Origin of the sequence: Bradyrhizobium sp. CER78, assembly GCF_029846235.1 — a bacterium.
Lineage (GTDB): Bacteria > Pseudomonadota > Alphaproteobacteria > Rhizobiales > Xanthobacteraceae > Bradyrhizobium.
Genome location: NZ_JARVWP010000021.1, coordinates 70,059 through 95,655 on the forward strand (window position 1 = coordinate 70,059; position 25,597 = coordinate 95,655).

Annotated in this window: 26 protein-coding genes; 12 read left to right on the plus strand and 14 right to left on the minus strand. The window is 65.0% G+C overall.

Annotated features, from left to right (window positions below):
- The first annotated feature begins 2 nt into the window (after window positions 1-2).
- Window positions 3-3,545 carry an urea carboxylase gene (uca, locus tag QDT69_RS32080; protein ID WP_279710470.1) on the plus strand — a complete coding sequence of 1,181 codons (3,543 nt, stop codon included), beginning with the start codon at window positions 3-5 and terminating at the stop codon, window positions 3,543-3,545.
- Window positions 3,546-3,591: 46 nt separating this feature from the next.
- On the opposite strand, the gene QDT69_RS32085 is transcribed toward uca, so the two are convergent.
- On the minus strand, window positions 3,592-4,200 hold the full coding sequence (locus QDT69_RS32085; protein ID WP_279710471.1) for an N-acetyltransferase: 609 nt from the start codon (window positions 4,198-4,200) through the stop codon (window positions 3,592-3,594).
- Between the two features lie 43 nt (window positions 4,201-4,243).
- Here QDT69_RS32085 and QDT69_RS32090 point away from each other — a divergent pair, with 43 nt between their 5' ends.
- The 3 genes from QDT69_RS32090 to QDT69_RS32100 all read left to right on the plus strand — a co-directional run bounded on the left by QDT69_RS32090 (window position 4,244) and on the right by QDT69_RS32100 (window position 5,659).
- Window positions 4,244-5,191: a LysR family transcriptional regulator gene (locus tag QDT69_RS32090; protein WP_279710472.1), complete on the plus strand. Its 948-nt coding sequence runs from the start codon at window positions 4,244-4,246 to the stop codon at window positions 5,189-5,191.
- Window positions 5,192-5,335: 144 nt separating this feature from the next.
- On the plus strand, window positions 5,336-5,479 hold the full coding sequence (locus tag QDT69_RS32095) for a hypothetical protein (RefSeq protein WP_279710473.1): 144 nt from the start codon (window positions 5,336-5,338) through the stop codon (window positions 5,477-5,479).
- A 3-nt stretch (window positions 5,480-5,482) separates the two neighbouring features.
- Window positions 5,483-5,659 carry an acetyl-CoA carboxylase biotin carboxyl carrier protein subunit gene (locus QDT69_RS32100; RefSeq protein ID WP_279710541.1) on the plus strand — a complete coding sequence of 59 codons (177 nt, stop codon included), beginning with the start codon at window positions 5,483-5,485 and terminating at the stop codon, window positions 5,657-5,659.
- A 29-nt stretch (window positions 5,660-5,688) separates the two neighbouring features.
- Here QDT69_RS32100 and QDT69_RS32105 read toward each other — a convergent pair whose 3' ends face one another.
- Window positions 5,689-6,897: an OpgC domain-containing protein gene (locus tag QDT69_RS32105; protein WP_279710542.1), complete on the minus strand. Its 1,209-nt coding sequence runs from the start codon at window positions 6,895-6,897 to the stop codon at window positions 5,689-5,691.
- Window positions 6,898-7,019: 122 nt separating this feature from the next.
- Window positions 7,020-7,199, minus strand: a complete 180-nt coding sequence (locus tag QDT69_RS32110) for a hypothetical protein (RefSeq protein WP_050423453.1) — start codon at window positions 7,197-7,199, stop codon at window positions 7,020-7,022.
- 524 nt (window positions 7,200-7,723) lie between these two features.
- Between QDT69_RS32110 and QDT69_RS32115 the strand changes: the two genes are divergently transcribed.
- Window positions 7,724-8,716, plus strand: a complete 993-nt coding sequence (locus QDT69_RS32115; RefSeq protein ID WP_279710474.1) for an AraC family transcriptional regulator — start codon at window positions 7,724-7,726, stop codon at window positions 8,714-8,716.
- Window positions 8,717-8,779: 63 nt separating this feature from the next.
- Here QDT69_RS32115 and QDT69_RS32120 read toward each other — a convergent pair whose 3' ends face one another.
- The 6 genes from QDT69_RS32120 to QDT69_RS32145 all read right to left on the minus strand — a co-directional run bounded on the left by QDT69_RS32120 (window position 8,780) and on the right by QDT69_RS32145 (window position 15,376).
- The gene (locus QDT69_RS32120) at window positions 8,780-9,475 is read right to left on the minus strand and encodes an ABC transporter ATP-binding protein (protein ID WP_229184575.1); all 696 of its coding nucleotides are present in this window, start codon (window positions 9,473-9,475) and stop codon (window positions 8,780-8,782) included.
- The gene (locus QDT69_RS32125; protein ID WP_050423451.1) at window positions 9,475-10,224 is read right to left on the minus strand and encodes an ABC transporter ATP-binding protein; all 750 of its coding nucleotides are present in this window, start codon (window positions 10,222-10,224) and stop codon (window positions 9,475-9,477) included. Before QDT69_RS32125 ends, QDT69_RS32120 begins: the two co-directional genes overlap by 1 nt.
- Window positions 10,221-11,513, minus strand: coding sequence for a branched-chain amino acid ABC transporter permease (locus QDT69_RS32130; protein ID WP_279710475.1), 1,293 nt, complete (start codon window positions 11,511-11,513; stop codon window positions 10,221-10,223). The genes QDT69_RS32125 and QDT69_RS32130 overlap by 4 nt, the downstream gene beginning before the upstream one ends.
- Window positions 11,510-12,457 (minus strand): branched-chain amino acid ABC transporter permease, encoded by a 948-nt coding sequence (locus QDT69_RS32135; RefSeq protein WP_279710476.1) that lies wholly within the window; start codon window positions 12,455-12,457, stop codon window positions 11,510-11,512. The genes QDT69_RS32130 and QDT69_RS32135 overlap by 4 nt, the downstream gene beginning before the upstream one ends.
- Before the next feature lie 158 nt (window positions 12,458-12,615).
- Complete coding sequence (locus QDT69_RS32140; RefSeq protein WP_279710477.1) at window positions 12,616-13,854, minus strand: branched-chain amino acid ABC transporter substrate-binding protein; 1,239 nt, start codon at window positions 13,852-13,854, stop codon at window positions 12,616-12,618.
- A gap of 298 nt (window positions 13,855-14,152) precedes the next feature.
- Entirely contained in the window at window positions 14,153-15,376 is a 1,224-nt protein-coding gene (locus tag QDT69_RS32145) for a TetR/AcrR family transcriptional regulator (RefSeq protein ID WP_279710478.1), read from the minus strand.
- Window positions 15,377-15,498: 122 nt separating this feature from the next.
- On the opposite strand from QDT69_RS32145, the gene QDT69_RS32150 reads away from it, so the two are divergent.
- Together QDT69_RS32150 and QDT69_RS32155 are read left to right on the plus strand one after the other, a co-directional pair.
- The gene (locus QDT69_RS32150; protein ID WP_279710479.1) at window positions 15,499-16,563 is read left to right on the plus strand and encodes a hypothetical protein; all 1,065 of its coding nucleotides are present in this window, start codon (window positions 15,499-15,501) and stop codon (window positions 16,561-16,563) included.
- 141 nt (window positions 16,564-16,704) lie between these two features.
- On the plus strand, window positions 16,705-16,902 hold the full coding sequence (locus QDT69_RS32155; protein WP_279710480.1) for a hypothetical protein: 198 nt from the start codon (window positions 16,705-16,707) through the stop codon (window positions 16,900-16,902).
- Window positions 16,903-17,208: 306 nt separating this feature from the next.
- Here the strand turns inward: QDT69_RS32155 and rnk are convergent, their stop codons facing one another.
- The 3 genes from rnk to QDT69_RS32170 all read right to left on the minus strand — a co-directional run bounded on the left by rnk (window position 17,209) and on the right by QDT69_RS32170 (window position 19,006).
- A complete protein-coding gene (gene rnk / locus QDT69_RS32160; RefSeq protein ID WP_279710481.1) occupies window positions 17,209-17,628 on the minus strand; it encodes a nucleoside diphosphate kinase regulator in 420 nt (139 codons plus the stop codon).
- A 284-nt stretch (window positions 17,629-17,912) separates the two neighbouring features.
- The gene (locus tag QDT69_RS32165) at window positions 17,913-18,443 is read right to left on the minus strand and encodes a chromate transporter (RefSeq protein ID WP_279710482.1); all 531 of its coding nucleotides are present in this window, start codon (window positions 18,441-18,443) and stop codon (window positions 17,913-17,915) included.
- Window positions 18,440-19,006, minus strand: a complete 567-nt coding sequence (locus QDT69_RS32170) for a chromate transporter (RefSeq protein ID WP_279710483.1) — start codon at window positions 19,004-19,006, stop codon at window positions 18,440-18,442. Before QDT69_RS32170 ends, QDT69_RS32165 begins: the two co-directional genes overlap by 4 nt.
- Before the next feature lie 112 nt (window positions 19,007-19,118).
- On the opposite strand from QDT69_RS32170, the gene QDT69_RS32175 reads away from it, so the two are divergent.
- Both QDT69_RS32175 and QDT69_RS32180 read left to right on the plus strand, forming a co-directional pair.
- Window positions 19,119-20,036, plus strand: coding sequence for a LysR family transcriptional regulator (locus QDT69_RS32175; protein ID WP_279710484.1), 918 nt, complete (start codon window positions 19,119-19,121; stop codon window positions 20,034-20,036).
- Between the two features lie 157 nt (window positions 20,037-20,193).
- Complete coding sequence (locus tag QDT69_RS32180; protein WP_279710485.1) at window positions 20,194-20,742, plus strand: carboxymuconolactone decarboxylase family protein; 549 nt, start codon at window positions 20,194-20,196, stop codon at window positions 20,740-20,742.
- A gap of 46 nt (window positions 20,743-20,788) precedes the next feature.
- Here QDT69_RS32180 and QDT69_RS32185 read toward each other — a convergent pair whose 3' ends face one another.
- Window positions 20,789-21,784, minus strand: coding sequence for a GlxA family transcriptional regulator (locus tag QDT69_RS32185; RefSeq protein ID WP_279710486.1), 996 nt, complete (start codon window positions 21,782-21,784; stop codon window positions 20,789-20,791).
- Between the two features lie 53 nt (window positions 21,785-21,837).
- On the opposite strand from QDT69_RS32185, the gene QDT69_RS32190 reads away from it, so the two are divergent.
- Window positions 21,838-22,563: a DJ-1/PfpI family protein gene (locus tag QDT69_RS32190; RefSeq protein ID WP_279710487.1), complete on the plus strand. Its 726-nt coding sequence runs from the start codon at window positions 21,838-21,840 to the stop codon at window positions 22,561-22,563.
- Here QDT69_RS32190 and QDT69_RS32195 read toward each other — a convergent pair.
- Window positions 22,560-23,039 carry a hypothetical protein gene (locus tag QDT69_RS32195; protein ID WP_279710488.1) on the minus strand — a complete coding sequence of 160 codons (480 nt, stop codon included), beginning with the start codon at window positions 23,037-23,039 and terminating at the stop codon, window positions 22,560-22,562. The genes QDT69_RS32190 and QDT69_RS32195 overlap by 4 nt on opposite strands.
- A gap of 235 nt (window positions 23,040-23,274) precedes the next feature.
- On the opposite strand from QDT69_RS32195, the gene QDT69_RS32200 reads away from it, so the two are divergent.
- Together QDT69_RS32200 and QDT69_RS32205 are read left to right on the plus strand one after the other, a co-directional pair.
- On the plus strand, window positions 23,275-24,339 hold the full coding sequence (locus QDT69_RS32200) for an amidohydrolase family protein (RefSeq protein WP_279710489.1): 1,065 nt from the start codon (window positions 23,275-23,277) through the stop codon (window positions 24,337-24,339).
- Between the two features lie 74 nt (window positions 24,340-24,413).
- Window positions 24,414-25,526, plus strand: coding sequence for an amidohydrolase family protein (locus QDT69_RS32205; protein ID WP_279710490.1), 1,113 nt, complete (start codon window positions 24,414-24,416; stop codon window positions 25,524-25,526).
- Window positions 25,527-25,597 lie beyond the last annotated feature (71 nt).

Below are 25,597 nucleotides of genomic sequence, written 5' to 3' on the forward strand. Positions count from 1 at the left end.
GCATGTTCAGCAAGGTCCTGATTGCCAACCGCGGCGAGATCGCCGGGCGGATCGGCAGAACATTGCGCCAAATGGGCATCGCTTCGGTCGCGGTTTATTCCGATGCCGACCGCTTCACCCGGCCGGTTCTCGAGGCCGACGAGGCGGTGCGCGTTGGTCCGGCGCCTGCCGCCGAAAGCTATCTCAACGTCGATGCCATCATGGCGGCGTGCCTTGCGACCGGCGCGCAGGCGGTGCATCCCGGCTACGGCTTCCTGTCGGAGAACCGCCGCTTCGCCGAGCGGCTCGCCGAGCACGGCATCAGGTTCATCGGGCCGCGGCCGGAGCATCTCGACGCCTTCGGCCTCAAGCACAAGGCGCGTGAAATCGCGGAGCGGAGCGGCGTGCCGCTGCTACCGGGCTCCGGCCTGCTGGAGACCATCGACGAGGCGGTGCAACAAGCAGACATGATCGGCTTTCCGGTGATGCTGAAGAGCACGGCGGGCGGCGGCGGCATCGGCATGCAGCTCTGCCACGACATGGCGACGCTGCGCGAGCGCTTCGAATCCGTGCAGCGCACGGCGCGGGCGAGTTTTGGCGATGCTCGGGTCTATCTCGAGCGGTTCGTTGCGCGAGCCCGCCACATCGAGGTGCAGATCTTCGGCAACGGCAAGGGAGACGTGGTGGCGCTCGGCGAGCGCGACTGCTCGCTGCAGCGGCGCAACCAGAAGGTTTTTGAGGAGACGCCCGCGCCGGGGCTCACGGCCGAGACCCGCCGACGGCTGCACACGGCCGCGGTAGCGCTCGGCAAAGCCGTCGCTTACGAATCCGCCGGGACCGTGGAGTTCATCTACGACGTCGCGCGTGAGGAGTTTTACTTCCTCGAAGTCAACACCCGCCTCCAGGTCGAGCATCCCGTCACCGAGCAGGTCACGGGCGTCGATCTCGTCGAATGGATGATCCGGCAGGCGGCTGGCGAGGACGTGCTGGCGCATGCGGGCACGCTGGCGCCCAAGGGCGCGGCGATCGAGGTGCGGCTCTATGCCGAGAACCCGGGCGCCGGCTTCCGCCCGAGCGCGGGCCGGCTGACGCAGGTCGCTTTCTCGCCGGATGCGCGGATCGACGGATGGATCGAGACCGGCACCGAGGTGACGCCGTTCTACGATCCGATGTTGGCCAAGATCATCGTTGCCGCCGAGACGCGCGAGGCCGCAATCGCGAAGCTGACGCAGGCGCTCGAGGATACGGTCGTCGCCGGCATCGAGACCAATCTCGACTATCTGCGCGCGATCGCAGCATCCGACGTGTTCCGCAGCGGGCACGTGGCGACCAGCGTGCTCGGCGAATTCGCCTATCGTCCCCGCACCATCGACGTCGTCGCGCCAGGCGCGCAGAGCGGGGTGCAGGAATTGCCCGGCCGGCTGCACCTCTGGCATGTCGGTGTGCCGCCGAGCGGCCCGATGGACGAGAGGTCGTTTCGGCTTGCCAACCGTGTGGTCGGCAATCCGGAAGAAACGACCGCACTGGAGTTGACCGTCAACGGGCCCACCTTGCGCTTCAATTCAGATGCGATCGTCGCGCTCTCGGGCGCGCGCATGAAGGCATCGCTCGACGGCACCGAGATTGCCTACGACGAGCCGGTCGCGCTACGTGCAGGCCAGACGCTGGTCATCGGCAGCATCAAGGGCCCGGGCCAGCGCACGTACCTAGCCGTGCGCGGCGGCATCGATGTTCCCGAGATCCTCGGATCGCGCGCCGTGTTCGCGCTCGGTGCGTTCGGCGGCCATGCGACGGGCGCGCTGAAGGCCGGTGATGTGCTGCATATCGGTGCTGAGGCCTCGGGCCTGGCAACGCCGCGACGCGCAACGGCGGACGAGCGTCCGGAGCTCACATCGGCGTGGCAGATCGGCGTGGTCTATGGCCCGCATGGCGCACCGGACTTTTTTCTCGACGAGGACATCGAGACCCTGTTCGCGTCGAGCTATGAGGTGCACTTCAACAGCGCCCGCACCGGCGTGCGGCTGATCGGGCCGAAACCGCGCTGGGCGCGGGCCGATGGTGGCGAGGCCGGGCTGCATCCGTCGAACATCCACGACAATGCCTATGCGGTCGGCTCGATCGACTTCACCGGCGACATGCCGATCATCCTCGGGCCCGACGGCCCGAGCCTCGGCGGCTTCGTCTGTCCGGCGGTGGTCGCGCGCGACGAGCTCTGGAAGGTTGGCCAACTCCGGCCGGGCGACACCGCGCGCTTCGTGCCGGTGAAACGCGACGATCCGGTTGCCGGGCCCACGGTGCTGCGTGCGTCCGAACTCGGTTCGGCCATTGTCGGCCGCAATGATGACGGTCCGATCCCGGTGGTGTACCGCCGCGCCGGCGACGACAATCTCCTGGTCGAATATGGTCCGATGGAGCTCGACATCGCGCTGCGGCTGCGCGTGCATGTGCTGGCGCAGGCGCTGGAAGAGGCAAAGCTCGGCGGCATGATCGATCTGACGCCCGGCATCCGCTCGCTGCAGATCCATTATGACGGCACGGCGCTGTCACGCGGAAAACTGCTCGACGTGCTGCGCAAGATCGAGCGTGAACTGCCCCCGGTCGATGCGATGCGAGTGCCGAGCCGCACCGTGCATCTGCCGCTGTCGTGGCGCGATCCGCAGGCCGAGCTTGCGATGCGCAAATATCAGGAGCTGGTGCGGTCAGATGCGCCGTGGTGTCCGTCGAATGTCGAGTTCATCCGGCGCATCAACGGCCTCGGCAGCGAGGACGATGTTCGCCGCATCGTGTTCGACGCGGATTATTTCGTGCTCGGCCTCGGCGACGTCTATCTTGGCGCGCCGGTGGCGACCCCGCTCGATCCGCGGCATCGCCTCGTGACCACCAAGTACAATCCGGCGCGGACCTGGACGCCGGAAAACGCGGTCGGGATCGGCGGCGCCTATATGTGCATCTACGGCATGGAAGGGCCGGGCGGCTACCAGCTGTTCGGCCGCACCATCCAGGTCTGGAACAGCTGGCGCACGACGCCGGTGTTCGAGTCCGGCCATCCCTGGCTGCTGCGGTTCTTCGACAAGATCCGCTTCTTCCCGGTCGACGCCGACGAGCTCTTGGACGCGCGCGCCGCATTTCCGCACGGGCAATACGACATCAGGATCGAGCAGGGCGAGTTCTCCTACTCCGACTATGCCAGAACATTGGCCGGTGCGCAGCCGTCGATCGCCGCGTTCAAGGCGACGCAGCAGGCGGCGTTCGACGCCGAGCGTCAGCGCTGGCGCGAGATGAAGCTCGATGAGGCGCCGGCGGAATCGGTCGATGCGAGCGCGACAGCGACGGGTATCCCCGATGGCCAGGTCGGAGCGTTCTCCGAGGTGCCCGGCAATATCTGGAAGATCCTGGTCGAGGAGGGCGCCGTGGTGGCCGCCGGTGACACACTCGCCATCATCGAGTCCATGAAGATGGAGATCTCGGTGCTCTCGCCAACGGCGGGCCGCATCGCGTCGGTGCCGGTGAAGCCGGGGCAGACGTTGCGCGCGGGGGATGTCGTGTCGTTGATCCGGCCGGAATAGTTCCACGTCACGAGCGATCTGCTGCGGTCCTGTCCCCGACGTTGCACTATGGGGGACGATCGGACGGAAGCCGACCTCGCCACGCCTCGTTGGCGAGGAGCCGGCGCTGTCGGTCGGCGATGGCAGGCCATCCGGAGCGCACCACGCTGAGGACCGCAGCGTCGGCGGATGGACCCTCATCGCAAGCAAAATAGGCGCGAAGCCGTCCTTCGCAGTGGTAGCCAAGGCCGGTGTAGAGCTCAAGCGTACGTCGCAGATGCCAATCCAGATGCACCTCGACCCGCTCGACGGCGAGCACCTCGAAAGCATGCCGCGTCATAAGATGCGCGACATGACTCACGAGCAGGACCTCGTCCAATCGTCCGCTGCTCCAGATCGGCGCAAGCGTCGCCCGCTTCTCCTCCGGCTCAAGTGCTGCGAAAGCGGTAAGGCCGATGATGTCGCCGGACTCGGCGTCCTCGATCGCAAGCGCGGCCGCGACGTTCGCGCAGCTCAGCGTGGCCGCCGCGCGCGCCGCCGCCGCCTGACCGGAGCCGCCGCGATCGAGCTGCCGAAGCATGCCGGGGTCCCCGAGCGGCTTTACCCGTGAGACTTCAGAACCGTGGATCCTGGTCAGCAGGATGCGGTCGGTGGCCAAGGCGGCATGGTTGTCCACGAATTGCATGCCCTATTGACGCACCGAACCAATATGCCGTCAAATGACCGAAATGGCAGTTCATATGCAGATTGGTCATGCCCTGAATCCGAGACACGTTGACCTGTTTCGCGAGGTCGTGCGTCACAACGGAATCACCAAGGCGGCCCTGAGCCTGCGGATCGGGCAGCCCTTCGTCAGTCGCGCCATCGCGCGGCTGGAGCGCGAGATCGGCTTCGCGCTGTTTGAACGCGGACGAGGCGGCGTCACGTTGACGCCGGAAGGCGAGATATTCCTGCATGAGGTGGAGCGCAACCAAGCCGGGCTGGAGTATCTGGCGCGTGCGGCGCGCGGCATTCGCGCGCGGGGCAGCGGGACGCTGAGGATCGCCTGCCTTCCCGCATTCACCTATTCATTGATGCCGCGGATCGTCAGCAAATTCTCCAGGAAGAACCCTGGCATCATGTTGTCGGTCGCCGTGCATAGTCCTGAACGGGTCTGGAGTCTGGTTGCTGCAGGCCAGTGCGATGTCGGGCTGGCACGACCCCAGTCGGGCTTTGCGGCGGTCGATGACGAACTGCTGATGACGACCGACGCCGTCTGCGTGCTGCCGCGTCAGCACCGGCTGCGGTCCAAGCGGTTGATCATGCCGAAGGACCTGCACGGCGAGGCGATGATTGCCCCGGCACCTGGCGCGCCGCACCGATCGCGCCTCGAGCGTGCCTTCGAAGACGCCGGGGCCGAGGTCAGAACGGTGGCGGAGATTCAGTACAGTATGCAGCGCTGCGCTCTGGTTGCGCAGGGGCTGGGTTTCTCGATCGTCGATCCTGTCGTGGCGCGGGATTTTGCCAGCGCCCGGATCGTGCTCAAGCCGTTCACGCCGCGGCTGGAGCTCACCACTGTGCTGCTGTTTCCGTCGCAACGGCCGCGCAGCCGTCTTGCGCTTGAATTCTGCGAGCTGGTTCGCGCCGAGACCGCGGAATACAGGAAGCCCGCCCGCGCTCCGGCCTGACCCGATCCGTGCCGCTTTGCCCGGACGTGGCGTTTCAAGCGTGCTTGAGCAGCGTGGCCGCGGGCTTGGCCAGCACATTCAGCCTGTCGTCTCGGCCCCGACAACGCGTGGCCGTCGATCGCTGCGTTCAAGGCGACCCAGCAGGTGGCATTCGATGTCGAGCGCCAGCGCCGGCGTGAGATGACGCTCGACGAGGCGCCGGCCGAATCGGTCGATGCGAGCGCCGTCGCGACCGGCATTCCCGATGGCCAAATCGGCGCCTTCTCCGAAGTACCCGGCAACATCTAGAAGATCCCGGTCGAGGAGGGTGCCAAGGTCGCGGCCGGCGACGTGCTCGCCATCATCGAGTCCATGAAGATGGAGATTTCGGTGCTCTCGCCGGCGGTAGGCCGTATCGCGTCGGTGCCGGTGAAGCCGGGGCAGACGTTGCGTGCTGGGGATGTCGTGGCGTTGATCAGGCCGGGCTAAGGCGGACACGCAAGGATGCGCAACGTCCCTCAGCCCTCAAAGGCGGCATGGACGCGGACGTTGCGTGCGTTCCGAGACTGGCCAAGAGCAGTCCGGCCTGCGCGATCCCGAACTTTCCGTTCGCGCCGGGTGCCGAGCGCATCCAGCAGCGTCGCGAGCACGATCATCAGCAAGACTCCCACAGAACTGAGGGCGATTTGAATCGAAGGCCAGTTCGATATGTCGAACAGATCAAGTTGGCTGACCAGTGCCAGCAGAACCCCGAGACAAAAGATCGGCAGCGAGTTCTCGCCACAATACCGCGCGCTGCGCAGCACCGGCGTCGATAGTCCTCGCCAGTTCTGCGGAACGAGCCGCAACGCAACGATCGCAAGGGCCAGGAAATGCAGCAGCCGCAACGGGCTGAGATTCGATTTGTCCAATGGAAACAGCAGGTCCGTCAAAGGAGCCAGCGGCTTGATGTCCCGACCCAGTGCAAGGATCAGGCCGAGCGCCAGATAGAGAACGGCGAGAACGAGCGCAGTGCGCGATGTCGCCCAGCTTCGGATCTTTTGCCCGGCGATGACGTACCATGCGCCCAGCACAATGAGGAGTTGCCAGGCCATTGGATTGAAGAACCAGGCGCCGTCGGGCCAGGCAGGAGTCCTCCATCCGAAGATGTGCACCAGTCCGTAGAGCAACAACGAAAGGCCGAGCGTCACGTTCGGCGCGCGCAGCAGCAGCCACAACAGCGGTGCGAACAAGACGTGACAGATCACAAAAACCGGCAAGACATCGGTATTGACCGGGCGGTACTGCAAGACCGCGGCGTGTGCGAGTGTCCCGCCCGGGTACTCGAGTAGAATCCGCGTATTGCTCGCGTCGGCAAGGCGATCGCTGCCTGCGAGGTAGACTAGGATGGCGCAGGCGAGCGTCAGCAGCAGGAAGGCGGCATAGATGTCCCATCCCCGCCGCAGCGAACGGCCGATCATGTGCCTCCAGCCCTCGCGCTGATACGCCCTGCCGTAAGCAAGCGCGCAGGTGACGCCGGAGATGAACATGAATATCTCGGCGGCATCGCAGAAGCCGTAGTTGCGCAGCGTCAGCCAGCTTCCGACGTTGTTCGGGATGTGATCGAGAAAGATCCACCATAACGCGATGCCGCGACAGATATCGATGCGCGGGTCGCGGCCGGTCGATCTGAACTCCGGCGGAGTTTCGCCGATCAATCGCTTCGAGCTATGTGTTCGATCATGCATTTGTCGATCTGTCCGGCGTGCGCACACGGCCTCATCGGGCAATGGCCCATGGGGCGCTCGGATGGTCCGAGGCGCGCGTGCCGGTCCAGCCTCCGGTCAACTCTTGGGATTATGTGCTCCGGCTACCCGAGGGTCGGCGACGTTTTCGTCGGCCAGTCGCAATCACGGGGGCCGGCAGGATCGCTGTCTTCCGACGGCGTCTGCATGATTTCGCCGATGACCGGTATCAAAAGCTGCTTCCGCATCTCGGCGAGGCGGGCGCGACAGTATTCATGATAAAGCATATCGAATATGGTGGGCATGATCGAACGCCTTCTTGATCACTGAGGTTAACTTCCCACGTGACAGATTTCGACCATTTCAACCGGCGGCAAAAAGCGGTGCCGGGGATGTCTGCCAGCGATGTCGCTATGGCAGCAAAAATAGACTCGATTTCACAATACCTGCCTGCCCGCAGTTCCTTGAGTTCGATCGATCCGCCAGCAAGTTCGTAAAGCTGATTTTCGCTTTGCACGTTGCTAGGAATATCCAAACTCAATCCGATGGCAGCAATTATAAATAGAGCTGTCGCGACCGCCTCCTCTTAAAGGAGAAATATGGCTGCGACTTTCACAAATTTTATATCCGGAATATCCTGATCACCGAGTGAACCAGTTCACATCAGCATCAATCACAGGCGAGTGAGACTAGCAGACCGGTAGCGTGGCTTCTTGGACTCATGCGCACGGATCGAGCTTAGGTCGGTGCGTGAATTGCAAAATGCAGATAGTGGCTGCGGCCTGCCGCAGCATTCCGTTCTGATGTTTTGTGAAGGCTGGAGGTCCCCATGGCTACGGACGCAGCCGATTTTTCATCGTATCGATTTTCGACGCGCGACCATCCGGAGCGTATCCGGGTCCCGCTATGGCGCGAGCACTTTGCACGATGCATCGTGCACGCCGATATCGAACCTCTATCGGACGTTCCGTTCCAGGCCGATGCGTCGCTGCACGCGGTTCAGGGCTTGCGTACGCTCGCGCTGAAAGGCACGTCCATGCGTTTCGCGCGCTTGCGAGCGAACCTTGCCGATGGCGATGACTCCATTGGTGTCATCGTCTGCTCGTCCGCGAGAAGTCGGCTGTCGCAGTGCGGCGAGGACGTTGAGCTTCGCGGCACCGATGCGATCGCAATTCTGCATTCCGAGCCCGTCAGCGTGACTTATGTCGAAGGACTGCAATTCGGCCTGGCCGTGCCACGCGCGGCGCTTGCGCAACGCGTGACGGATGTGGAAGGCCTGGCCATGCGGCCGATCCGGCACCAAACGGAAGCATTCCGCTTGTTCACGGCATATCTGAAGTCGGTGTTCAAGACGGGAGCCCTGAGCGCTCCCGGACTTCGTGAGACGGTCGTGCGCCACATCCATGATCTCGTCGCGCTCGCAATCGACGAGTGTCCTGCGTTGGGCGAGAGCAGTGCGAGCGCCGTCGTAGCTGCGCGGCAGAGTGCAGCACTCGACTACATCGCCCACCACTTCGAGGAGCCCGGACTTAGCGTTCAGACGGCCGCACGCGGGCAGGGCATCTCGTCCCGCTATCTGCAGCGCCTGATGGCGTCGTCGGGATCATCGTTCACCGAGCGCCTCAATGAGTTGCGCCTTCAACGGGCGTTCCAGCTGCTCACCGGGTCCGATGCCGGCCGTCGGCGAATCTCCGATGTCGCGCTGGAGGTGGGTTTCTCGGACGTTTCGCATTTCAACCGCTTGTTCCGGGCTCGCTTCGGCGATTCACCGCGCGGCGTTCGGTTCGGACGCAAGGAATCGAGGGGAGCCGCGCGACTCTGATCGAGAAAGAGGCGCCTGCGTAGTCCAACAGCCGATGTTCGCGGATTGTGGAGGCTGTCCGCCTCACACCTCGAGCCATTCCTCGCGAATGGCGGCGTTAGACTTGAGCTGCTCTGGCGTGCCTTCGAACACCACGCGGCCGTGGCCCATGATGTAGACCCGGTTCGAGATCTTCATCGCGATCGACAGCTTCTGCTCGACAAGGAGGATGGCGACGCCGGCTTTCGCGATCCGCGCGATCAGCTCGCCGACCTGCTGCACGATCAGCGGCGCCAGTCCTTCGGTCGGCTCGTCGATCATCATCAATTCGGGATCGCCGAGCAGGGTGCGGCAGGTGGTCAGCATCTGCTTCTCGCCGCCCGACAGCACGCCGGCCGGCGTGTCGGCGCGGCGGGCGAGGTTGGGGAACATGTCGAGCATCTCCTGCAGCCGCCACTTGCCGGGGCGGCGCGGGTCCTTGATGCCGAGGATCAGGTTCTGGCGCACCGTCAGGCTCGGGAAGATGTCGCGATGCTCCGGCACGTAGCCGAGCCCGAGGCGGGCGATCTTGTGGCTCGGCAGGCCAGCGATGTCCTGGCCTTTGAAGCGGATGGTGCCCTGCGGCGGTACCTCGCCCATGATCGCCTTGACGGTGGTCGAGCGGCCGACGCCATTGCGCCCGAGCAGGCTCACCACCTCGCCTGCGGCGATATCGAGATCGACGCCCTGCAGGATGTGGCTCTTGCCGTAATAGGCGTGAAGATTCCTGACTTCGAGCATCAGTCGACCTCCTCGCCGAGATAGGCTTCCTTGACCTTCGGGTTGCCGCGGATTTCCTCAGGGGTCCCGGAGGCGATGATGTGGCCGTAGACCAGCACCGAGATGCGGTCGGCGAGGCCGAACACCACGCTCATGTCGTGCTCGACGATCACGAGCGTGCGGCCCTCGGTAAGGCGGCGGATCAGCGCGACGGCGCGTTCGGTCTCGGCGTGGCTCATCCCCGCGGTCGGCTCGTCCAGCATGATGACGCTGGCGCCGCCGGCGATCGTGATGCCAATCTCGAGCTCTCGCTGCTCGGCGTAGGTGAGCAAGCCCGCCGGCACGTCGCGGCGATGGCTGAGATGGATATCGTCGAGGATCTGCGCGGTGCGCTGCTTCACCTCGGGCAGACTGTCGACGTTCTTCCAGAACGCATAGCGGTGGCCGGTCGCCCACAGCACGGCGCAGCGGACGTTCTCCCAAACCGTCATGCGGGCGAACACGTTGGTGACCTGGAACGAGCGCGACAGCCCGCGCCGGTTGATTTCGAACGGCCGCAGGCCCGAGGTCACCTCGCCGTTCAGGCGGATCTCGCCCGAGGTCGGCTTGATGTGGCCGCTGATCAGGTTGAACGTCGTCGACTTGCCGGCGCCATTCGGGCCGATGATGGCGTGACGCTCGCCCTTGGCGACGCTCAAGTTGAGGTCGCGGATGATCTGGACATTGCCGAAGCTTTTCTCGACGGCGTTGACTTGGATGGCAGCGGTCATGCGAGATACCCCCGATCACGGGCCACCGTCGCGGCGCGGTCCCAGGCCTCGGCAACGCGCCGCCAGGTGATGCGCGCGACCAGGAAGCCGCCGACCACCAGAACCGCGGCGGCCGCCCAGGTCGTCGGCGCGGTGGCGACGAAGGGGATGCCGAGCAGGTTGATGACGTCGCCGCCCGAGAAGCGCGCGACGGTTTCGATGGTCAGGATGATGCCGAGCGCAAACGCCAGCGTCGGGATCACCGCGACCAGATAGGACGGGATCACGGTACCGAGCGTGCCGGCGCGGATCAGCGGACGGTGCTTCATCAGGATGCCGGCGATGCCGCCAGGTGCGAACATCACGATGCCGATGAAGATGACGCCGAAATAGAGCTGCCAGACCGAGGTGACGCTGGTCAGCCCGAGTTGCAGATAGGTGACCAGGATGGCGCCGAGGATCGGACCGAAGAAATAGGCGGTGCCGCCGATGAACGCCGAGAACAGCACGAGGCCCGATTGGGTGGCGCCGAGATAGGCGGAGTTGGCGATCTCGAAATTGATCGCGGTCAGTCCGCCGGCGATGCCGGCGAAGAAGCCCGCGAACATGTAGGCGAGATAGCGCACCACGTGCGGATCGTAGCCGATGAACTCGACGCGCTCCGGATTGTCGCGCACCGCGTTGCAGATGCGGCCCAAGGGCGTGCGGGTCAGCGCGTACATCGCGATCGCCGAGACCAGCACCCAGAACGCGATCAGATAGTAGACCTGGATCTGCGGCCCGAAGGTCCAGCCGAACATCGGCATCAGCGAGGTGCGGTCGGTGGTGATGCCGGATTCGCCGCCGAACACGCTGCGCAGGATCAGCGACGACGAGGCGACCAGCTCGCCGATGCCGAGCGAGATCATCGCAAACACCGTGCCGGCGCGCTTTGTCATGACCCAGCCGACCAAAAGCGCGAAGGCCATGCCGCCGATGCCGCCGACCAGCGGGATCACCGGCAGCGGGATCGGCCAGTTGTGATTGGCACCCGCATTCATGACATGCACGGCGAGGAAGCCGCCGAGGCCGTACTGTACGGCGTGGCCGAACGACAGCAGCCCGGTCTGGCCGAGCAGGATGTTGTAGGACAGCGCGAAGATGATCGCGATGCCGATCAGGCAGAACGAGGTCAGCGAGCCGCCGGAGGAGAAGATCAGCGGCAGCACGACCAGCGCTATGGCTGCGAGCAGCCAGACACCATAGAAGCCGAGGACGCCGCCGGGCTCCTGCTTGGCCGCGGCGAGGGAGGGCGTGGGAGCGTCCGTCATGACTCGCGCGTCCCCAACAGGCCCATCGGGCGGAAGATCAGCACCAGCACCAGCAGCAGATAGGGCAGGATCGGCGCGATCTGCGCGATCGTGACGTTCCAGATGTCGGTGAGCGGCGAGGGGCCGAGGCTCGGATCGAGCGGACCGAACACGCTGGCGAGCGAGCCGTTGAGCGCGACCGCAAAGGTCTGGATCAACCCGATCAGCAGCGAGGCGATGAAGGCGCCGGGCAGCGAGCCGAGGCCGCCGAACACGATGACGACGAACAGGATCGGGCCGAGCAGCGCGGCCATGTCGGACTGCGTCACCAGCGAGGGACCGGCGATGACGCCGGCAAGACCCGCCAGCGCGCTGCCGACGCCGAACACCAGCATGAACACGCGGCCGACATTGTGGCCGAGATGGCCGACCATGCTCGGATGAGTCAGCGCGGCCTGCACGATGAGGCCGACCCGCGTCCGCTTCAAGGTGACCAGCAGTGCGATGAAGATCACGACCGACACCACAAGCATGAAGATCTTGTAGGCGGGGTAATTGGTGGAGAAGATGGTGAAGGCGGGGAAGTCGAGCACTGCCGGGACCCGGTAGTCGACCGGGCTCTTGCCCCAGATCATCGAGACGATCTCTTCGATCGCGAACGCAAGTCCGAAGGTCAAAAGCAGCTCGGCGACATGGCCGTGCTTGTGGGTGTTGCGCAGGCCGTAGCGCTCGACGCCCATGCCGACCACGCCGACCAGCAGCGGCGCGATCACCAGCGCCGGCCAGAAGCCGATCCAGCGGGTGAGCTGATAACCGAAGAACGCGCCCAGCATGTAGAAGCTGGCATGCGCGAAGTTCAGCACGCCCATCATGCTGAAGATGACGGTGAGTCCGCTGGACAGCAGGAACAGCAGCATGCCGAACAGCACGCCGTTAAGCGTCGAGATGACGATGAGTTCAGCCACGGGGCACCCGTTTGAGCTGGGAACGGTTCACGTGATCAAAGACCTGTCGAAGGAAATTTATCACCAGTCATTCCGGGGCGATGCCAAGCATCGAACCCGGAATCTTTGGTCTCCGGGGTCGGTCCTGCGGACCGCCCCGGAATGATGGAAGGAGCCGATCAGGGCCGCTTCATGTTGCAGGTGGTCGGAAGCATCGTCTGCGCGGTGTCGATCTTGGAGACGATGTGCCAGCCCCAGCCGGTGTTTTCCTCGTCGAACGGCTCCTTGGTCTTGTCGGCCAGCGAGCCGAACGAGGAGATGATGATCGGCTGGAAGAACTGGTGATCGTCCTTGCGCATGAAGCCCTCGCCGCCGTCGAACACGTCGAACTTCATGCCTTCGAGCGCGGCTGCGACCTTCACCGGGTCGATCGAGTTGGCCTTCTCGGCGGCCGCCTTGAACATCCGCATCTCGTTGACCGCGCGCGGATACCACACGGAAATGCCGGTCTTGGCGCGGAAGTCCTTCTCGAAATCCATCGCCGCCTTGTTGCCGGAGTTCGGCACGCCTTCGCTGATCTGGAACACCTGGTTCTCGAGACCGGTCTGCTTGATCGCGGTCGGTCCGCCGGCGCCGCCGGCATAATAGGTGTACCAGTTGACCTTGAGGCCGGCGTCAGCCGCCGCCTTCAGCAGCAGCGCGAAGTCCTGGCCCCAGTTGCCGGTCACGACGGTGTCGGCGCCGGACGCCTTGATCTTGGCGATGTAGGGCGAGAAGTCGGTGACCTTGAGCATCGGGTGCAGTTCGTCGCCGACGACCTGGATATCGGGCCGCTTTTCGCCCAGCATCTTGCGCGCAGCCGTGCGCACCGACTGGCCGAACGAATAGTCCATGTTGATCAGGTAGACCTTCTTGATCGACGGCTGGCCCTTCATGTAGTTGGTCAGCGCTTCCATCTTGATGTCCGAGTTCGCATCCCAGCGGAAATGCCAGTAGCTGCACTTCTCGTTGGTCATGCTCGGATCGACCGCGGCATAGTTGAAGTACAGCACTTCCTTGCCGGGGTTGCGCGAATTGTGCTTGGTGACGAAGTCTTCCAGCGCAGCACCGACCGACGAGCCGTTGCCCTGGGTGATGTAGTGGACGCCGGCGTCGACCGCCTTCTGCGCCTGCACCAGGCTTTCCTGCGGATTGGTCTTGTTGTCGAGCGGAACGATCTCGACCTTGTGGCCGAGGATGCCGCCCTTGGCGTTCAACTCGTCGGCGAGATACTGGAACGTCTTCAGGCCGCCTTCGCCAACGCTGGCGCCGCCGCCGGAGAGCGGATCGATGTAGCCGATCTTGATGGATTCCTGCGCGGACGCCGCGCCTCCCAACACCGTCAGTGCTGCCGTGGCAGCAACGATCAGCCTACGCATCCTGCTTTCTCCCTTGCTCGTGTTTCTTGATCTTCAGCGATCGAAGCCGTCTCATAACCTCAATTGCCGAGCCTCCGCAACTTTCGCTTTGAATACTGCGTCAAGTTTTCGCGCGAGGTATTATAATGTTATAGGCTATAAATGTTTCGAGGTGCCGCGAGATCCGGCGTAGATTTGAACCGCAAGTAAACTTTTGGATGAGGCGTTCGCCAGCTCGTTTGGAACCGACGTCGTCCGAATTCCGGCGAGACGAGCCTGGTCCGGGAGGCATTATAGCGGCGGCACGCGAATTGGCGATTCAAGCCGGCCGGCGCGGCTTGAGGCCCGAGAGGAAGAGCCGCGCGAAGTGATCGGCGATCTCGACGGCAGACCAGTCACGCCGCGTCTTGAACCAGATCGGATACCAATGCCCCATGCCGGTTAAAATCCGCTCGGCGAAATATGTATCGATGCGGCGGAAGCGACCCTCGTCGATCCAGCGTTGATAGCTGTCCTGGTCTCGCCGGATCGTCGCCAGCACCTGGCCGACATATTCCTTCCGATCAGCGTCGTTGAGATAGTTGATGTTGTGGTAGGTCGCCTTGGGGCCGCAGGGCGTGTCGTGCAGCATCAGCAGCAGGCGGATTCTCTGCACGATGTGGTCGAACGCCCCGAGGCTGTGCTCCTGCAGGTGCTCGCGAATGCTGACCTCGCCGGCGAGCCCGCGTCGCAGGCAAGCCAGCAGCAGGCTCTCTTTTTCGCTGAAATGATAGTAGATGCCGGCGCGGGTGATGCCCGCATCGGCAGCGATGCTCTCGAGCGACGTGCCCGACGCGCCCCTGCGATTGAAGCTGTCGGACGCAATCGACAGCATCCTGTCGAACTTCGCCGCCCGCTTGTTCATTGCCGCGCGGGACGCGAGGAAAGGCTCAAGGCTGAGCGGTTCGGGCATGCCGGGAAGTGCGATCTCGCGCCGGTACACGCCGTGCGTGATGATGTCGTCGATGGCGTCGATCGCCTGTTGCCGCGTGTAGTAGTCGCGTTCGGACAGCCAGAACGGCACCCAGTCCAGGATGGAGATCAGCGCCACTGCCGTGAGCTGCGGCTCGTCGCAGGCGATCGAGCCGTCCACCACGCCTCGCTCCAGGATATTCGCCAGCAGCGCGGCGTTCCGCCAGCGTTTGGCATGGACCTCGCTGCTGTAGGGTGCGGCCAGCGCATCGATATCGGTGAACAGGATCATTCGCTGGCCTTCAGGCCGCAGCCGGCCGCGCACGAAGCGCCTGACGATCTCGAGCCCGTCGATCCCTGGCTCGGCGGCCGCTTCGATTTCGTGCCGGTAGATCGCAAGGCCCCGCAGATAGCAGTGGAAGATCAGGTCTTCCTTGTCGCGGAAATAGTGGTACAGCGCGCCCGGCACGGCCCGAACCGACGCCGCGACCTGCTCCATCGTCACGTTGGCATAGGAGTGGCGGGCAAACAGGCGGGAAGCTGAGACCAGGATTTCTTCAGCCCGGTCCGTCGGGTCGGCGGCGACTTGCAAGCTCGAATGCCCTTCCTGATCGCGGAACGATAATCCGCACGCGAGATAATCCGCTTGGCAGCCGCTTGTCGATCTGCGATAGACGGTGGCATACCATACACCAGCGGTCTTTTGGAGAGAGCATGGCGCGTAACATTCTGATTCTTGGGGCCTCCTACGGCTCCCTGCTGGGGACCAAGCTCTTGATGGCGGGGCACAATGTGTCCCTGGTGTGCCGCAAGAACACCGCTGACCTGATCAACCGCGAAGGCACCGAGGTGCGGATCAAGCTGCGCGACGAGAAGGAGCATCGCTCGATCTTCTCGCGCGACCTGCCGGGCAAGCTCGACGCCGTCACGCCCGCCGATGTCGACGTGTCGCGCTACGACATGGTCGGTCTTGCGATGCAGGAGCCGCAATACACCAACCACACGGTGCGGGTGCTGATGATCAAGATCGCGGCGGCGAAGCTGCCGTGCCTGTCGATCATGAACATGCCGCCGCTGCCGTATCTGAAGCGGATCCCCGCGCTCGCCGGCATGGACCTCGAGGAGGCCTACACCAACGCGCAGGTGTGGGAACGCTTCGAGCCGGGTCTCGTCACGCTGTGCTCGCCGGATCCGCAAGCGTTCCGTCCGCCGGAGGAGAAGGCCAACGTGCTGCATGTCGGCCTGCCGACCAACTTCAAGGCCTCCGCCTTCGCCGACGACAAGCACAACAAGGTGCTGCGCGAGCTGGAAGCCGACATCGATGCGGTGACGCTCGCCGGCCAGGACGTTCCGGTGAAGCTGAAAGTATTTGACTCGCTATTCGTGCCGCTGGCCAAATGGTCGATGCTGCTGACCGGCAACTACCGCTGCATCACGCCGACTGAGCCGCAATCGATCCGCGACGCCGTGCACGGCGATCTCAACCGCTCGCAGGCGATCTACGACCATGTCGACGGCATCGCGCGCAAGCTCGGCGCCGACCCGGCCGATCAGGTGCCGTTCGCGAAATATGCCAAGGCGGCGGAAAGCCTGCTCAAGCCGTCGTCGGCGGCCCGCGCGGTCGCGGCCGGCGCGCCGTTCATCGAGCGCGTCGACCTCTTGGTGAAGCTGATCTCGCACCAGCTCGGCAACCCCAGCGCCGAGATCGACCGCACCGTCGAGACCGTCGATCAGAAGCTGAACGAGAAGATCGTGCAGGGCGGCTCCGGCGCGGAGTAATCGCGTTGATGGCGAGGGTTGCGAAGCGCGCCCTCGCCATGCATCGGCGATCGGCAAAGCGCGAAATCGCGACTCGCGAACGCATGGCTCGGCCTGGTTAGTTGAGCTAGGCTGGCGGAGCTGCGGCTCGGAGCCACCGACATGCTGAACAAATCGCCTCCTCGCCTTGCAATCTATGGCGACCTCGATCGCGCGCGCGACATCCTGCGCGCCTGGCAGCCGCTCGATTACCTGTCACCTGACGACGCCGAGCTTGTCGTGAAAGCGATCGCCGAAGGCATCGCGCGCGGCCGCCGGCACGGCCTCGAGATGGGGCAGAGCTGCCATCTCGCGGCGTGAGCCGTGGTCGCCGAGCACTTGCCGAGCGCTCGCATATCGCGCCCTGCCCAAGTGAGGTGAGCACACCAGTCAGGCTCCCTCCCCCCTTGCGGGGACCTTGCGGGGGAGGGTGGGGAGAGGGGTGGCCCCGAGTGAGATGATCGACGTGCGCGCCGCTTTCACAACGTTGATTGTGTGCCGCAGAGATGTTGCGAGAGCCTGCCGTGTGGCACCCCTCTCCCCAACCCTCCCCCGCAAGGGGGGAGGGAGTCTACCCGCCGGTGGCACCCTCACGCCGTATGTGTCACCGATCGCGATGCCGTGCCGCTAGCCCTGATGCGCCACCGCCAAAATCGTCACCGCACGCGTCTGATGGCTCGGTGTCTGAAAATCAATCGTCTGGCCGACCGACAATCCGATCAGCGCGGCGCCGACCGGCGTCAGCACCGAGATGCGGCGGAGCGCGATGTCGGCTTCGTGCGGATACACCAGCACGACTTCCCTGACGTCGCCGGTCTCGTCGTCGCGATAGCGCACGCGCGAGCCCATGCGGACCACGTCGTGCAGGTCGGCGTCGTCGGCAACGACCTGCGCCCGGTCGGTCTCGCGCGCCAGGAACTGGGCCACGCGCGGGAACACCGCCATGCTGGAATCGGCCAGCGCGCTGAGGCGATGCGCCTCGCTCGCAGTGATGACGATCGGCGGCAATGCAGCTGCGGTAAAGCTATTCTGAATGTTTTGGGTCATGTCGGTTTGACCTTGCGGTTGATCGAAGGCGCGATGGCGCCGGCGCGCGAATGCTTCGCGCGACACGGCGGGACGAATGATTTGATGGCGTTATGAGTCGACGACGTCGAGAATCCGGACGGCGTGCGATCGCCGGCCGGCTAAGTGCCTGCGTGCAGACGTCCGGCGCGCAAGCCGAGGCGCGCAATGCGGGTGTCGATGCTCAACATGTCGATCATGGCACCATCAACATAGCCGCTGGCGACGCCGCATCCATTGCGGCGAAAGCGCGCACGCGCCGCGCGTCAGGGCTGACCGATGCCGGTGAGCCCGAGCACTGCACCGGCGGCAAGCGCGAGAAGCGGATGGATGCGGGTCGTGGTGGTGGCGATCGCGACGCCGGCCGCGATCAGGATGGTGCCCCAGCTCGAGACGGAAGCATGGGTGATGACGATGGCGCTGGCGGCGACGAGGCCGGCAGTGACAGGGACCAGCCCGGCCTGCACGGTCTTCCGCCACGGCCGGTCCTTGAAGCGTTCCCAGAGCCGCAGCGCGAAGCCTGTGACGAGCGACGACGGCCCGAACTTGGCGAGCGAGGTCACCAGCACGCCGGAGAAGCCGGCGACATGCCAGCCGACCAGCGGGACCACCATCATGTTCGGCCCGGGTGCGGCCTGCGCCAGCGCGAACAGCGCGCCGAATTCCTGCGCCGTCATCCAGTGATGGATGTCGACCACCTGGCGCTGCATCTCCGGCAGGATGGTGTTGCCGCCGCCGAAGGCGAGCAGCGAGAGCTCGGCGAAGATCAGCGCGAGCGTGACGAGGGTTGCAGTCATGATGCCTGCCTCGCGCGCAAGAAGATGCTGAGCGGCGCCAGCGTCAACAGTGTCGGCAGCAGCGGCAGCCGGAACACCGCGATCGCCAGCACGCAGAGCGCGCCGATCAACAGGCCGAGCACATCGCGGCGCAACGGCCAGGCGATCTTGATCGCAGTGGAGATCAGGAGCCCGGCGGCGGCGGCAGCCAGACCGCCGAACAGATGACGCACCACCGGATCGTTGGCGAATTGGCTGTAGATCACGCCGAGCCCGATCACGACGGCAGTCGGCACCGCGATCAGGCCGAGGATCGAAGCCAGCGCGCCGGGAATGCCGCGAAACTTCAGCCCGACCGCGACCGACATGTTGATGATGTTGCCGCCGGGCAGGAACTGGCAGAGCCCGAGCAGGTCGGTGAACTCGGCACTGGAGAGCCAGCCACGCTTCTCCACCATCATGTGGCGCGCCAGCGGCAGCACGCCGCCGAAGCCGGTCAGTCCGAGGATGAAGAAGCCCGTGAACAACTCGCCGACATCAGGTGCGACATGCTTGGTGGTCTGTGCGGCGGGTATGGCGTCCATCGGCGGAGCGGCTCCGGTTCGTTCGTTCTTGAACCGAGTCTAGTTGGCCGCGTGCCAAATATCCAATATATGGATAAAGGAATTTTCATACCTATTGCATATGGATCGCCTGATGATCGAGCTGCGCCATCTCCGCTATGCCGTCGCGGTCGCCGAGGAAGGCCATATCACCCGCGCCGCCGCGCGGCTCGGCATCCAGCAGCCGCCGCTGAGCCAGCAGATCCGCGCGCTGGAAGCTGCGATCGGCGCGCCGCTGTTCCGCCGCCAGCCGCGCGGGGTCGAACTGACAGCCGCCGGCCGCGCCTTCGTCGGCAAGGCGCGCGCGATCCTGCGCGACACTGAGCTTGCCGTGGAAGCCGCGCGGCGCGCCAGCCGCGGCCAGGAAGGCCAGCTCGCCATCGGCTTCACCTCTTCGGCCGCGTTCCATCCCTTCGTCACCGGCGTGATGCGCGAGATGCGCGAGCATGCGCCGGCGATCAAATTGTCGCTGGAAGAGGCCTCGACCGGCGAGCTGATCGAAGCCGTCGAGGCTGATCGGCTCGATGCCGCGTTCGTGCGCTCGCCGAGCGAGCGGCTGGAGAATCTCACCATCATGCATCTGCTCGACGAGGAGATGCTGGTCGCGCTGCCCGATCATCATCCGCGCGCCCGCAAGGACACGCGCCGGCGGATTTCGCTGGCCTCGCTCGCCGACGAGTCGCTGATCCTCTACCGCCGCCCGACCGGGCCGGGCCTCTACGACAGCATCATCGCCGCCTGCCGCGCGGCGGGCTTCAGCCCGAAAGTGGCGCAGGAGGCGACGCGGATGGTGTCGACGCTGAGCCTCGTTGCCGCAGGGCTCGGCATCTCGATCGTGCCGGAATCGATGGCACGGCTGGAGACCGCGGGCGTCTCCTATCTCCGCCTCGACCGCGCCACAGGCCTGGTCGCGCCGCTCGCACTGGCGCGCAAGAAGGGCCCCGCCGGCGGCACGCTCGGCCGCCTGCTCGGCATCGTGACGCGGCGGGTGAAGGACGGCGCAGGCGTTTGACGCCGGCCGGCAGCGACGTGCCGCCAGAGTGGCGCGGAATGTGGGGAGTTTGGCGAACCCTCGCGTCCGGGCACGTCTAGATAGCTCTCATCGAACCTGGTTGCTCGCATCGATGGCCGGCAGGGGGTTTCAACCAACACAGTGAGAGGCAGTTCCAATGACACGTTTTCCTGTCCATACGCTCGACACCGCCCCTGAAACATCGAAACCTTCCTTGCGCGACGCCGAGGCGCGGTTCGGCATGATCCCCAACCTCGCAGCGGCGATGGCGACGTCACCTGTGCTGATCCAGAGCTTCATCGGCATCTTCGACAAGGTTCATGGCGGCAGCTTCTCCGAGCAGCAGATCCAGACCGTGCTGCTCACCGACGCGGTGACCAATCGCTGCACCTGGGCGGTCGCGCTGCATTCCGCGCTCGCATTGCAGGCGGGCCTCGATGCGGCCGATGTCGACGCGATGCGGGCCGGCCGTTCGCCCGCGAACAAGCAGCTCGGCGCGCTCTCGACCTTGGCGCGGACGTTGATCGAGAAGCGCGGGCGGCTCGACGAGCAGGACACGGAGCAGTTCCTGGCGGCCGGGTTCGGCAAGGAATTGCTGCTCGAAGTGATCACCATCGTGGCGGCGTCGACCATCACCAACTACACCGGCAGCGTGACCAACCCGCCGCTGGAAGCGGGCTTGCAGGCGCATGCCTGGAATGGCTGAGTATCAAACACTGCGCGCCGACCATCGGCCGGCGTGCGCTTCCCTTCTATCCAGCAAACCTGGCGCGGTAGTCCTGCGGCGTGGTCGCGAGCAAGCGCAGGAAGCTGCGGCGCATGGTCTCCTCGGAGCCGAAGCCGCAGCGTTGGGCGATGCGCTTGATCGGCAGCCGCGTCTCCGACAGCAGATGCCGGGCGCCCTCGACCCGCAGCCGCTCGATCGCGCGAGCCGGCGTCAACCCGGTCGCCTCGGCGTAGTGTCGGCTGAAGCTGCGCTCGCTCATGCCGGCCTGTTGCGCCAGCGTCGGCAGCGAGAGGTCGTCGGCCAAATGGTTGCCGATCCAGTCATGCAGCGCGCTGAACCTGTCGTCGGCGGTCTGCAACGACAGCACTTCGCTGAACTGCGCCTGCCCGCCCGGGCGCTTGAGAAACACCACGAGATAGCGGGCGACGGCAAGCGCTGTCGCGCGGCCGAGATCGTCCTCGACCAGTGCCAATGCGAGATCGATGCCCGATGTGACGCCGGCCGATGTCCAGAACGTGCCGTCGCGCACGAAGATCGGATCTGACTCGACGCGGACCTCGGGAAAGCGCGCGGCGAGCTCTTCCCAAAATCCCCAATGCGTCACCGCGCGACGGCCGTCGAGCGCGCCTGACGCGGCGAGCAGGAACGCGCCGGTGCAGACCGATGCGGTGCGGCGTGCATCTCCCGCGCGTCTGCGCACCCAGTCGACCAGGATGTCGTCGGCCGCCGCGGCGTTGACGCCGTCGCCGCCCGGAATGATCAGCGTGTCGACCGCACTGCCGATGGCCGGCAATGGATTAACCGCGAGCCCGACGCCGGCCGACGCCTGGACCATGCGGCCGTCCTTGGCGACGACGTGGACTTCGTAAGGCTCCGCGTTGCCGGCCTTGGCCATCATTGCGTTGGCGGACGCGAACACCTGCAGAGGTCCGGTCACATCGAGCAACTGCACCGCCGGATAAGCCAGCACCTCGATCAGGCGACGGTCTTTTGGCGGAGAATGTGGGGGCTTTGGCGTCATCGCGGAAACGTGCCGCGCTAGATGTGCTTTGTCCATAGCGCAAGGAGAGCCCAATGATTGCTCATGATGTCCACTTACGGATCGGGTCGTTGCTGTTCGAAGGTGTCGATCAAATCGATTTGACCGGTCCGTTCGAGGTGCTGTCGCGGATTCCGAATTCGACCTACCGCATCTACGCCAGGACGATGGAACCGGTGCGCGACCTCAAGGGATTGCGGCTGACGCCGGATGCGACGCTCGCCGATGCGCCGCCGCTTGATGTGCTGCATGTGCCCGGCGGCTTCGGTCAGGAAGCCGTGATGGAGGACGCGGAGGTGCTCGGCTGGATCCGCGAGCAGGCGGCAGGGGCCTGCCACATCTTCTCGGTCTGCACCGGCGCGCTGCTGTGCGGCGCGGCCGGCCTGTTGAGGGGACGCAGGGCGACGACGCATTGGGCCTCGTTCCATCTGCTGCCGTACTTCGGTGCTACGCCCGTCAATGCGCGCGTGGTGGTCGACGGAAGCTTTGTCTTTGCCGCCGGGGTCACCGCAGGCATCGATGGCGCATTGCGGCTCGCGGCGGAATTGCGCGGCGATGATGCCGCGCGGGTGATCCAGCTCTACATGGCCTATGCGCCGGAGCCGCCCTTCAACAGCGGCACGCCCGAAACCGCGCCGCCGGAGATCCTGCAGCAGACGCGGCACGCGACGCGTGCGATCACGGCGCAGCGGGAAGAGACCGCGCGCCGCGTGGCCGCGAGGCTCGGCGTTGTCGTGCCGGAACCCGAGCGCGCCGTTTAGTTGCCCGGCTCGAAGCTGCAGTCGGCGCCGCCGCCGGCCTTGTCCTTGATCACCTTGGGATCGAGTGTGCAGGACAGTTTCGACAGCGCCTCGTAGATCGTTCCGGCGGCGCCGTCGCCGGGCACGCCGGCGAGCGCCACGGTGGCGTAGATCGCGTTGGCTTCGCGTCCCCTCACGGTGTAGGTCCTGCTGCCGAAAGTCAGCGCGCAGGAACGCGAGGTGATGTCGACATTGCTGGCGCGGCAGACGACCTTGTCCGCGGCGACGGTGATCTTCCTGGCGATGTGGACATCGCTGTCGCCGTTGAAGAACGCGGCGACGGCCTTCTTCTCCTTGGCCGGCAGCGAGGAATAGGGCGCCACCACACCGGCCAGCGCCAGCGCGACCGAGCCGGACGTGGTCGCAGGCGCGGCCCATGCGGCTGACGAGGCCAGCGGCAACGAACATGCGAAGATCATCAGTCGGCCCAGTCTCATTCCCGTCTCCTGTGTGGCGCTTTCCGCGGCGCGGAATCGCTAGCACGTCTCGCAGCTTCAATAGGTGACGTCCTTCACATGCCATCCCGCAACTTCGCGTGAGAGGCGGTGCGCGTTGATGGCAGGGCGGCCCCGCGTGGATCGGCTTGCGCGAACGCGCCATCGGCGTCACAGTCCCCTCTGCGGCAGCGATGCCGCCAACAATGATGACAAGAAGATCCATTCGAGGAACGCCATGGCGGCCACGCGCATCGACTGCGACATCCATCCCGCGGTGGGGGGAACGCGCACCACGCTGCTGCCCTATCTGAGCGATCACTGGAAGGAACAAGTGGTCAGCCGCGCCATCGACGGGCTCGACCTCAATTCCTATCCGCCGTCGATGCCGCTGTCCGGCCGTGCCGACTGGCGGCCGGCCGATGGCAGCAAGCCGGGCAGCGACCTTGCCATGGTGCAGCGCGGCGCGTTCGACCAGCTCGGCGCCAGCCACGCGATCTGCAACGTCGTTTATGGCGCGCAGGCGGTGTTCGATTCCTACATGGCGGCGGACTTCTGCCGGGCGATCAACGACTGGATCGCGGCCGAGTGGCTTGCGAAGGACACGCGGCTGCGCGCCTCGATCGTGGTGCCGATCCAGGCGCCGGATCTCGCGGTGGAGGAGATCGAGCGCCGCGCCGGTGACAACCGCTTCGTCTCGGTGCTGGTGCCGTCGCAAAACGAGACGCTGCTCGGCCGGCGCCACTATTGGCCGATCTATCAGGCCGCTGAGAAATACAAGCTGCCGATCGCGATCCACGCCGGCAGCGCCTACCGCGGCGCGCCGAGCTCGATCGGCTGGCCGTCCTACCGCTACGAATATTATCTCGCCGAAGCGCAGGCGTTCCAGGCGCAGACGCTAAGCCTGATCTATGAGGGCGTGTTCGGAAAGTATCCCGGATTGACCGTGGTGCTGATGGAATCGGGCGTCAGCTGGCTGCCGGCCTTCATGTGGCGCGCCAACAAGACCTGGCGCGGCGTGCGCGTCGAGGTGCCGTGGGTCGAGCGCGAGCCGGCCGCGATCATCCGCGAGCATTTCCGCGTCACCATGCAGCCGTTCGATGCGCCGATGGATGCAACAAGCGTTGCCGACATCATCGACCAGATCGGCTCCGACAAGATGTTCCTGTTCGCGTCCGACTATCCGCACTGGCAGTTCGACGGAGACGATCCGATCCCGCCGCATCTGCCCAAGAGCCTGGTCAAGCGGATGAGCGAGGACAACCCGATTGAAACGTTCCCGCGTCTGAAGCTGAATTCGTAGTTCGCGCGCATGATCCGGAAAAGTGGGAACCGGTTTTCCGACGAGATCATGCGCCAAACAAAATGGAGGATCGCATGAGTGACGTCATCGACCGCCCGATGCTCGACCAGGAGACGACCGCGGCGACGCGGCTCAGGATCATCGATTGCGATATCCACCCGAGCATCCATTCGCACAGCGACCTCAACGAATTCCTGCCGAAGCGCTGGCAGCAGCATTTGAAGGAATACGGCAGCCATCTGCGCACGCCCTATATCGGCACCACGCCGTATCCGCGCTCCTCGCCCCTGATCGCGCGGCGCGATGCCTGGCCGCCGACCGGCGGCGTGCCCGGCTCCGATCTCGATTTCATGCGCAAGCAGCATCTCGATCCATTCGACGTCGAGTTCGGCATTTTGCAGGTGCTCGACCTCTTCATCTTCTCGCAGCAGAACCTGGAATTCGGCGCAGCGATCCAGCGCGCCATCAACGACTGGCAGCTGGCGTTCTGGGCGCATCGCGATCCCAGGCTGAAGGCTTCGATCCTGGTCGGGCAGGACGGCAGTGACCTCGGCCTTGCCGAGATCGAGCGTTGCGCCAAATCAGGCGAATACATCCAGATCAACGTCTCGCCGCGCGCCAACGAGCCGCTCGGCCGCCGCCGCTACTGGCCGATCTATGAGCGCGCGCAGGAGCTCGATCTGCCGCTCGGCATCCATGTCGGCGGCTATGGCGGGCACGCGCCGACCGGCGGCGGCTGGCCGTCCTATTACTGCGAGGAGCATCAGTCGAACGCGCACACGGTGGCCTCGAACCTCACGAGCCTCGTGCTGGAAGGCGTGCCCGAGCGCTTCCCGAAACTGAAGATCGTGTTCATCGAGGGCGGCTTCGGCTGGATTCCCGCAACGATGTGGCGGATGGACCAGCATTTCGAGCGCTTCCGCAGCGAGGTGCCGCATCTGAAGCGCAAGCCGAGCGAGTACGTGAAGCAGAATTTCTGGTTCACCACCCAGCCGATCGACGAGCCCGATGAAGCCAAGCATCTGCGTCAGCTGATCGAATGGGTCGGCATCGACCGGCTATTGTTCTCGTCGGACTATCCGCATTGGGACTACGACGACGCGCGCTACGCCTTCAAGACGCTGCTGACTGACGCCGAGCGGCGCAAGATATTCAACAGCAATGCCCGCGCGGTTTACAAGTTCTAGGAAGATGACGTTGCTTCCGATTCAGCCGCGGGCTCCACTTCACCTCGCCCCGCTTGCGGGGAGAGGTCGGA

Coding starts and splice junctions, on each gene's coding strand:
- QDT69_RS32185 (WP_279710486.1), bottom strand. CDS start 21,784: ATGACGCCAAAGCCCCCACATTCTCCGCCAAAAGACCGTCGCCTGATC.
- QDT69_RS32175 (WP_279710484.1), top strand. CDS start 19,119: ATGATCGAGCTGCGCCATCTCCGCTATGCCGTCGCGGTCGCCGAGGAA.
- QDT69_RS32195 (WP_279710488.1), bottom strand. CDS start 23,039: ATGAGACTGGGCCGACTGATGATCTTCGCATGTTCGTTGCCGCTGGCC.
- QDT69_RS32150 (WP_279710479.1), top strand. CDS start 15,499: ATGGCGCGTAACATTCTGATTCTTGGGGCCTCCTACGGCTCCCTGCTG.
- QDT69_RS32190 (WP_279710487.1), top strand. CDS start 21,838: ATGATTGCTCATGATGTCCACTTACGGATCGGGTCGTTGCTGTTCGAA.
- QDT69_RS32090 (WP_279710472.1), top strand. CDS start 4,244: ATGACCGAAATGGCAGTTCATATGCAGATTGGTCATGCCCTGAATCCG.
- QDT69_RS32155 (WP_279710480.1), top strand. CDS start 16,705: ATGCTGAACAAATCGCCTCCTCGCCTTGCAATCTATGGCGACCTCGAT.
- QDT69_RS32200 (WP_279710489.1), top strand. CDS start 23,275: ATGGCGGCCACGCGCATCGACTGCGACATCCATCCCGCGGTGGGGGGA.
- QDT69_RS32115 (WP_279710474.1), top strand. CDS start 7,724: ATGGCTACGGACGCAGCCGATTTTTCATCGTATCGATTTTCGACGCGC.
- QDT69_RS32105 (WP_279710542.1), bottom strand. CDS start 6,897: ATGCATGATCGAACACATAGCTCGAAGCGATTGATCGGCGAAACTCCG.
- QDT69_RS32170 (WP_279710483.1), bottom strand. CDS start 19,006: ATGGACGCCATACCCGCCGCACAGACCACCAAGCATGTCGCACCTGAT.
- QDT69_RS32125 (WP_050423451.1), bottom strand. CDS start 10,224: ATGACCGCTGCCATCCAAGTCAACGCCGTCGAGAAAAGCTTCGGCAAT.
- QDT69_RS32205 (WP_279710490.1), top strand. CDS start 24,414: ATGAGTGACGTCATCGACCGCCCGATGCTCGACCAGGAGACGACCGCG.
- rnk (WP_279710481.1), bottom strand. CDS start 17,628: ATGACCCAAAACATTCAGAATAGCTTTACCGCAGCTGCATTGCCGCCG.
- QDT69_RS32140 (WP_279710477.1), bottom strand. CDS start 13,854: ATGCGTAGGCTGATCGTTGCTGCCACGGCAGCACTGACGGTGTTGGGA.
- QDT69_RS32165 (WP_279710482.1), bottom strand. CDS start 18,443: ATGACTGCAACCCTCGTCACGCTCGCGCTGATCTTCGCCGAGCTCTCG.
- QDT69_RS32180 (WP_279710485.1), top strand. CDS start 20,194: ATGACACGTTTTCCTGTCCATACGCTCGACACCGCCCCTGAAACATCG.
- QDT69_RS32120 (WP_229184575.1), bottom strand. CDS start 9,475: ATGCTCGAAGTCAGGAATCTTCACGCCTATTACGGCAAGAGCCACATC.
- uca (WP_279710470.1), top strand. CDS start 3: ATGTTCAGCAAGGTCCTGATTGCCAACCGCGGCGAGATCGCCGGGCGG.
- QDT69_RS32110 (WP_050423453.1), bottom strand. CDS start 7,199: ATGCCCACCATATTCGATATGCTTTATCATGAATACTGTCGCGCCCGC.
- QDT69_RS32130 (WP_279710475.1), bottom strand. CDS start 11,513: ATGACGGACGCTCCCACGCCCTCCCTCGCCGCGGCCAAGCAGGAGCCC.